Origin of the sequence: Amphritea sp. (assembly GCF_050300915.1) — a bacterium.
Classification (GTDB): Bacteria; Pseudomonadota; Gammaproteobacteria; order Pseudomonadales; family Balneatricaceae; genus Amphritea.
Genome location: NZ_JBNKYN010000056.1, coordinates 21,846 through 28,560, shown reverse-complemented (window position 1 = coordinate 28,560; position 6,715 = coordinate 21,846). Strand labels below are relative to the sequence as shown.

The following is a 6,715-nucleotide window of genomic DNA, read 5'->3' as shown; positions in this document are numbered from 1 at the left end:
GCATAGTGGTTTTGCCATCAAGGGCTTTATCCGGGGTTAATAAGTCCATCCAGCTGGTGGGAGTTTTGTCGATCAGATCGGAGCGATAGCAGAGGCCGGTTGTGCCCCAGGCGTAGGGTATCGAAAAGTGGTTGCCTGGATCATGAGGTAGCTGGTTAGCTTCGGCGTAAAGGTTCTTGATATTGGGAATCCGGCTGTGGTCCAGGTCTTCCGTTAATCCCATCTTATGCAGGACTTCTGCAAAAGGTGAGGATACAAAAACGATATCATAACCTTTGCCTTTAGAGGCGATCAGCTTTCCCATAATCTCTTCATTGGTCGCATGAAGGACCAGTTCTGCCTGATTATCGGTCTGTTCATTAAACTGGCTGATGGCATCGGCGGCCATATAACCATCCCAGTTTGAAACGACTAATTCATCTGCTGAACTGAAAGCGCTTAAAAGTGCGCAAACCAATCCTGACATTATTCTTATTCGGAACATATTCAATCTCCGTGGTAGCAATAGAACTGACTTGCTACCTTTTCAGTGTTTTTCTTGTTGTGAGTGTTTCTTGATGAACACCATGACAATCAGTATTATTTATAAAAAAAATATCGTCAATTTGTATTATCTGTATTTTTAACGATTAACTTTATTAGCTGGTTATTTCAAAATGACAATAAAGAAAACTCGCCAACATACTCGACAGAATCATTTAAAGTTGGCTGAGCAAATACTGAATCAGGCACTGGAACGGGGGATGAGAAAGGGCAGTCATATGCCTGAACAGATGTTTTCTGATGCCTGTAATGTTTCCCGGACACCTGTGAGGTCTGCATTTAAGTTATTGGAAGAAAAGGAGTTTATAGTATGGAGGCAAGAGGAGGGTTATTTTCTTAACCTGTCTGATTCAGATGAATTTAACTATGCGATTCAAAGTCTTGAAGACCAGGAAAATTCTCTGGCAAGAAGGATTTTATCCGACAGGGCCGAGCGACGAATTGGTGATGTACAATCCGTAAGTGCCCTGGTCAGACGATATGAACAATCAAGAAGTACTGTACTAGTTGCGTTAAAAATACTGAGTAGGGATGGGGTTGTTACACAGCTTCCAGGTCGGACCTGGGCGTTTCAACCGATGTTGGACAGCCCAAAAGCGATTAATGAGAGCCTCAACTTCAGATTGGTCGTTGAACCCCAGGCGATATTAGCCCCTGGATTCAACATTGACCTTAAGCGTGCGGGTGTACTCAGAGAACAGATAGAAGAGCTGCTTAATACTGAACAGGGGAGGCTGACCAGCTCCCGGTTTCAGCGCTTAGATACAGAGTTTCATAGCCTGATCGCAGAATGTTCGGGTAATCGTTTTCTGTGCGGAACACTGTTAGCCCATCATCGTCTGCGCAGAACAACACAAAAAGATATTTCCATTCCAGAATTCAGAGGCAGGCAAGCACTGAAAGAGCATCTCGATATACTCGACTGTCTCGAAAGTGGTCAGTTTGAGCTTGCTGCTGATCAAATGACGTTGCATATACGTCGATCGTATGTTCGCAGGCCAGAGGTAGCAAACATGGGAGTTACACAATTATTGAGAGGACCTCGAAAATGACTGGCACACCTAAGATAGTACTTTTTCCTGAAGCAAGCTTTGGTGCTGCACTAAATTGTGTTGGGATAGCTCAGGCATTGCTTGAGTTGGGAGCCATGCCCGTTTTTATCTGTCATCAGGGATTTACCGGTGTTTTTGCTGAATACGGCTTTCAGGAATACCCGCTGCCACAAAAAACCAGCCGGCAAGAGGTTAGTGAGACTTACTGGCAACAGTTTACCAATACCCATATACCTCACTTTAATCTGGCGCCGATTGATCAGTTGCCAACCTATGTTGCGCCTACCTGGGACTCTATTGTTGATACAGTAGAAGATGCTGAAATTGGCCTGCAAATACTGATTAAGCGAATCAAGCCCGATCTTATTCTTCTCGACAATGTCATCATGTTTCCTGCCATTGCCAATGCAGAGTGCCCGTGGGTAAGGGTTATCTCCTGTGCCGAAACCGAGCTGCCGGATAACAATGTACCGCCTTATCTTTCAGGTATTACTGCGTCATCAGAGCAGCGCAAGGCGTTTGAAAAGGCCTATCTGAAACATACTTCAAAGATACATAAACGCTATAACAGCCTGCGCAAGAGTAACGGCATATCGCAGCTCAAACCGGGCGTCTTCCTTGAGCCGTCACCTTATCTGAATCTTTTACTTGCACCGTCTATTGTGCGCTATGAGCGTGCCGCTGAGCTCGATAATGAGCAATATGTATTTCTTGAGGGCTGTGTCCGTAAAGACAGCCATTTCTCGATGCCGGTGTTCCCCAATAATACCGGGCCACTGGTTTATGTCAGTTTTGGGTCGTTAGGGGCAAGTGACACCGATCTGATGAATAGAATGATCGCAACATTTGCTGACATTCCCGCTCGCTTTCTGATCAATGCTGGCGGCTTTCTGGATAGCTATAAAGAGATTCCTGATAACGTCTATCTGGGCAGCTGGTTTCCTCAGCCCTCGGTGGTGGCTCAATCAGATCTGTTTATTCATCACGGTGGCAATAACAGTTTTTGCGAGGCGCTGTATTACGGGATTCCTTCACTGATCATGCCCTATTGCTGGGATGGTCATGACAATGCTCAGCGTGCTGAAGCAACAGGTGTGGGGCGCTACCTTAATCGCAGTGACTGGACTCCAGAGCAGCTGGCCAAAGAGATTCAGGGCCTTCTGGTAAATGATTCAATGCAAAAGGCTCTGGCAGACAATGCTGTGTTGATGCAGCAGCAAAGCGGAACGCAACAAGCTGCACAGTCCTGCATTGATGCGATAAAACGCTTTAATGGGGCCAGGGGTTAAGTGACAGGAGGTTACGCCTATCGAGAGTCAGGATCAGGCGATGTTGCTGCCCTGACTTAAACAGGGGCGTGATTCCCTTTCCGGGTAGCCTTTCTGAGGTTGGTCAGTCTTGATGTGACAGGCCCTAGTGCTTGAAAAAGAGTGGCATGAAAAGAGTGATATGAATAAGAGCGGCATGAATAAGTCAGGGTATGAATGTGATTGAGTTTAAAGCGTTTGACAATGGGTTTGAATATATTCAGGTAACTAACGCTTCTGCGAGCGCAAAGATAGCGTTGCAGGGTGGGCATGTTTTTCACTATGCCCGTCAGGGAGAGATACCATTATTGTGGGTGAGTGAAGCCAGTGATTTCGAGTATGGCAAGGCGATTCGGGGCGGGGTGCCCATTTGCTGGCCCGCGTTTGGGATGAATAATCCGAGTCTGCCTCAGCATGGGTTTGCCCGCTATTCGATGTTTAAGTTGCTGTCCTGCAATGAAATTAACGCGACAAAAACAGAGATTATTCTCTCACTGCAAGACTCAGAAGAGAGTTTGAAACTGTGGCCCCATCGGTTCAGGCTGGTGTTGAAAATAACCCTCTCTGAGGTGTTAGAGATCGGGCTTGAAACGATCAATACCGATACCAATGAGTTTACCGTTACACAAGCTTTACATACCTATTTTCAGGTGTCTGATATCTCCACGGCAAAGGTCCGGGGGCTGGATAATAAGCCCTGTCTGGATGCACTGACCAATAAACGCTTTACTTATAGCGGCGATATCGTATTTGCCGAAGAGGTCGATCTGGTGTTTCAGGAGGTCGATGGCGGCATCGGCTTAATCGATAGTGGGCGTGACGTTAAGATAACAAGTAGCGGCTCATCTTCCGTCGTCGTCTGGAATCCCTGGATAGACAAATGCGCCAGAATGAGTGGTATGGCAAAGCAAAGTTACAAAACATTTGTATGTATAGAAACGGCTAATGCATTTGATGATTTTAAGGTGATCAAACCCGGCGAATCACACACTATCAGGGCGGTAATACAATAATGTCGGCCCTTGCTATGTGTCGTTGATACCATAATGCCGTCGAGACGGATTGAATATTTAAAAAAGCCCCGGTTATTGCCGCAATGCTGTTTATTTAAGTGGAGTTGTATTGCGATCCACCGAATATCGGGTTTTTGACATTTCGACTGTTCAGGCGTTGTGGGCCACGGACGCTTCTTCTCTAAGAATAAATTTTTTAATCTCCCAATCTCCGACCTGTGTCCGACACCGGGTTTGCCGCTGCCATGACAATTAACAGCACCGTAATATACTGGCACACTGGCTTAAGTCTTATTTCTGACGGTAGGCGTCCAAATGCAACGGCAGCCTGGCTAGCTTTTCTTCTAATAACGTCGTCAATAGTAATCTGGTATACCTTTTTACTTCTGAGCGTAATGGCGTTCTGCTGCATCGAGCTCTTTATATCGTGAAAGCCCAGCTCAATTTTCCAGCGTTTCTGATATAGCTTGGCGACTTTTTGGCTACTGTATGTCTCTGCCGGTAACGAGGTTAAGAGCTTCTTTGTAGTTCATCAAGGTTGAGTAACGACTGTTGAAAAGGCATAAAAAATCCGATGTCAGTGATGACATCGGATTTTCTAACAAGCGCGGCTCAGGCGCAAATGCTTAAGTGAACAGCGTTGCCCCCATTATCGGGGTCTTTCTGTTTTACATCGACAGCACTGAAGGGGGAGTGCTGTTTCTGTATGCTCTGAAGCGTAACTTACTCAAAGGTACGGCTGATGCTCAGTACTACCCGTGCATCGGTAATATCACCCCAGTAATTGTCCTCGATATTGTTGTCGGTATAGCCCAGAGAAAGGTCAAATCCGGCAACGCTTTTAGCGACTGAAACACCCCAGTTAGTATAGGAATCATCACCGGCATCACTACCGTAATAGGCTGCGGCTTTGTCATCCAGAAGTTTAGTGTGTGCTGCATCGAGCGTCAGGCTGAAATCTTCTGGCAGGCTGATGGTATGGCTCAGAGAAACTACCACTGAGTTGCCAATTTCACCTGAGTAGTTGTCAGACAGTTGTACTTTTGCGGTGGTGCTTTCTTTGTAAGTTACTGAGCCGTACAGCTCGCCGTAGTTCAGTTCAGCACCCGCATCGTTTGCACCCGGATAGGTATAAAATGCGTAGCCCACATCATAACCGAAGTCGTCATTGATGCTGCCAGCATAACCGGCATAGTAGTCAATCTCGACTTCAGCGCTGCTGTAAAAGCCTTCGTCCAGGCCAGAAGCCCAGACACCCGCATAGAAGCCGGCATCGTTAAACCAGTCAACGCTGCCCTGCAGGGTTGGGTCGCCATCGGTATTGCTGACACCGTTATAGACGTAATCGGACACCAGGGTGACAGTGGCGGAAACGTCGGCCTGTGCCTGCAGCGCAAAGGTTGCAGAGGAGGCGATTAGGCTGCTGAGTAGTAGTTTTTTAAACATGGTTAATCCCCGACTTTAGGATGGTTGTGTTCCCTTATTCGTTATATTGCCGAATTTCGGGCTGAGTTTGGCCGCTGCCTGATGTATCAGGCAGTGGCTAAATAGGTTTTTAAACGATCAGTTTACGGTTTCAGTGGGGCGACCTGGGTCAGATAGCCGCACTGGCGTTGGTTGACGAGAAGTGTTTCCCCAGCAATGCATGGTAGAAATCTTTGTCAGAAAGTATGCCAACCAGGCTCTCTTTCTCATTCAGTAGTACCGGCTGGCCGGTACGGTAACGAATCTCAATTGCCTGACGCATAGAGATATCTGGTGTTGCCATCACCAGGGTGTCTTCCGGCAGCCGGTCAATACTTTCGCCCTCCTGCCACTGGTGTAACGCAATTGGCTTGCCCTGACGGCAGGCAGACACCACTTGACCGGAACTGTTGGTGCTGACACAGGTGTTATCATTGCGGTTGAGCACCAGCATATCCTCCAGACGCTCTAACTCGGAGGTCTGAGTCATCAGTGAGCGTCCCTTCAGGACGTTGAGCGGGTTGGTATGCGCAACAAACTGTTCAACGTAATCGTTGATCGGATTCAGTACGATATCTTCAGGTCTGCCGTGCTGAATAATTCTGGCTGATTCCATAATGGCGATATTGGTGCCGATTTTCAGGGCTTCATCCAGATCATGACTGACAAACAGGATGGTTTTGTTTAATCGCTGCTGCAGTTCGATCAGCTCATCCTGTAACTGACTGCGAATCAGCGGGTCGAGAGCAGAAAAAGGCTCATCCATAAGCAATATGTCGCTGTCCATTGCGAAGGCTCTGGCTAAACCAACCCGTTGACGCATGCCGCCGGAGAGCTCATGGGCATATTTCCCACTCCACTCATGCAGTCCGACCATTTCCAGCTTTTCCATCGCTTTTGCGCGCCGCTCCTGCTTGCCCATCCCTTGCATCTCCAGACCAAACGCGACGTTATCCAGTACAGTTAACCAGGGCATTAGTGCGAAACTTTGAAATACCATAGAGATGCGGCGGGTGCGCATATGACGCAGAGTGGTCCCATCACAGGAACCCATGTCAACCATACGGTCCCCGTCCCGAACCAGTAGCTCACCGCGGCTGATCGGATTTAATCCGTTTACGGCCCGCAACAAACTGGATTTACCTGAGCCAGAGAGGCCCATCAGGACGCAGATCTCTCCTTCGGCGACTTCGATGCTGGCATTATGCACACCGACAACATTGCAGCCCAGATCGATAATCTCCTGGCGTGTTTTACCCTGGTCGAGTAGTTTGAGGCTGGCTTCAACCTTGTCGCCGAAAACCACATCCAGATTGCGAATACTGATAGCAGACAT

The 6,715-nt window shown here is 47.6% G+C and carries 6 protein-coding genes and 1 pseudogene; 3 read left to right on the top strand and 4 right to left on the bottom strand.

Annotated elements, in window-relative coordinates:
* A partial coding sequence (locus ACQY8X_RS14510) for an extracellular solute-binding protein (protein ID WP_428035857.1) occupies nt 1-466 on the bottom strand: 466 nt, incomplete at its 3' end.
* Nucleotides 467-656: 190 nt separating this feature from the next.
* On the opposite strand from ACQY8X_RS14510, the gene ACQY8X_RS14505 reads away from it, so the two are divergent.
* The 3 genes from ACQY8X_RS14505 to ACQY8X_RS14495 all read left to right on the top strand — a co-directional run bounded on the left by ACQY8X_RS14505 (nt 657) and on the right by ACQY8X_RS14495 (nt 3,915).
* Nucleotides 657-1,595: an FCD domain-containing protein gene (locus ACQY8X_RS14505; protein ID WP_428035856.1), complete on the top strand. Its 939-nt coding sequence runs from the start codon at nt 657-659 to the stop codon at nt 1,593-1,595.
* Nucleotides 1,592-2,884, top strand: a complete 1,293-nt coding sequence (locus ACQY8X_RS14500; RefSeq protein ID WP_428035855.1) for a nucleotide disphospho-sugar-binding domain-containing protein — start codon at nt 1,592-1,594, stop codon at nt 2,882-2,884. Before ACQY8X_RS14505 ends, ACQY8X_RS14500 begins: the two co-directional genes overlap by 4 nt.
* 197 nt (nt 2,885-3,081) lie before the next feature.
* Nucleotides 3,082-3,915, top strand: coding sequence for a D-hexose-6-phosphate mutarotase (locus ACQY8X_RS14495; RefSeq protein WP_428035854.1), 834 nt, complete (start codon nt 3,082-3,084; stop codon nt 3,913-3,915).
* Between the two features lie 90 nt (nt 3,916-4,005).
* Here ACQY8X_RS14495 and ACQY8X_RS14490 read toward each other — a convergent pair.
* The 3 genes and pseudogenes from ACQY8X_RS14490 to choV form a co-directional block, all read right to left on the bottom strand.
* A pseudogene (locus ACQY8X_RS14490) lies at nt 4,006-4,438 on the bottom strand (transposase); the annotation flags it as partial.
* A 200-nt stretch (nt 4,439-4,638) separates the two neighbouring features.
* Nucleotides 4,639-5,361, bottom strand: a complete 723-nt coding sequence (locus tag ACQY8X_RS14485; RefSeq protein WP_428035853.1) for a TorF family putative porin — start codon at nt 5,359-5,361, stop codon at nt 4,639-4,641.
* 148 nt (nt 5,362-5,509) lie between these two features.
* Nucleotides 5,510-6,715: a choline ABC transporter ATP-binding protein gene (gene choV / locus ACQY8X_RS14480; protein ID WP_428035852.1), complete on the bottom strand. Its 1,206-nt coding sequence runs from the start codon at nt 6,713-6,715 to the stop codon at nt 5,510-5,512.

Excerpts from the sequence above, each read along its gene's own strand:
- ACQY8X_RS14505 (WP_428035856.1), top strand. The coding sequence starts at position 657 with ATGACAATAAAGAAAACTCGCCAACATACTCGACAGAATCATTTAAAG.
- ACQY8X_RS14500 (WP_428035855.1), top strand. The coding sequence starts at position 1,592 with ATGACTGGCACACCTAAGATAGTACTTTTTCCTGAAGCAAGCTTTGGT.
- ACQY8X_RS14485 (WP_428035853.1), bottom strand. The coding sequence starts at position 5,361 with ATGTTTAAAAAACTACTACTCAGCAGCCTAATCGCCTCCTCTGCAACC.
- choV (WP_428035852.1), bottom strand. The coding sequence starts at position 6,715 with ATGTCTGCTATCAGTATTCGCAATCTGGATGTGGTTTTCGGCGACAAG.